Origin of the sequence: Xenorhabdus sp. Sc-CR9 (assembly GCF_963897815.1) — a bacterium.
Classification (GTDB): domain Bacteria; phylum Pseudomonadota; class Gammaproteobacteria; order Enterobacterales; family Enterobacteriaceae; genus Xenorhabdus.
The window spans coordinates 1-735 of record NZ_CAWQTY010000098.1; the positions used below are offsets into that span (position 1 = coordinate 1).

1 protein-coding gene is annotated in these 735 nt (G+C 46.3%); it reads left to right on the top strand.

What is annotated here, in order from left to right; translation table 11 throughout:
* The first annotated feature begins 78 nt into the window (after positions 1 to 78).
* Positions 79 to 360 (top strand): type II toxin-antitoxin system YafQ family toxin, encoded by a 282-nt coding sequence (locus AACQ81_RS04735; RefSeq protein WP_237388505.1) that lies wholly within the window; start codon positions 79 to 81, stop codon positions 358 to 360.
* Positions 361 to 735: the final 375 nt, after the last annotated feature.

Genomic DNA, 735 nt, shown 5'->3' on the forward strand with positions numbered 1-735 from the left:
CTATTGCGGCCATGCGTGAGGCTCGTGCAGGAAATGTAACTAAGGCGGCTGACCTCAAAACTCTGTTTAGTGATCTCAATGCGGACGACTGAATACACCAGCCAATTCAAGCGCGACTATAAGCGTGAGAAGAAGGGACGGTATCGCGCAACACTTGATGCCGACCTTCAATCTGTTTTATCTGCGCTGTTAGCCGACATTCCACTTGAACCACGACACCGCGACCATCCACTAACGGGAAACTGGACAGGGTTCAGAGATTGCCACGTCAAACCGGATTTGGTACTGATTTACGAGAAGCCCGACGACGAAACACTAACCCTTGTCCGTCTAGGCTCTCACGCTGAATTAGGTCTGTGAAATTCTCTTCTTAAGGTGATCTCGATTGGTATACAGTCTTATATTAATTTACCAATCGAGATCACCTATTTTGCGTTACTTATCGTTACCGTAACAGTGGACAGTAACACTGATTTGGATAACGCCAAACGGCATAGAAACCAACCCCAAACACCCTCTATAACTCGCTGTAAACAGTGTGAATACTGGTGTTGCTGGTGGATCACCATATTAATATCTTCTTATAAATACCACGCAATCGCGATCCCCTGTTTTAGTTACCTGAACCGTTACCGTAACGCGGAGGTAACGCCTTAAGTTCCCTCTCCGTTTTCGTTGACGAAAACTTTTGGCTCTCAATTCATGTTTCGGGGGGAAACATCGTGCTGTTATTCC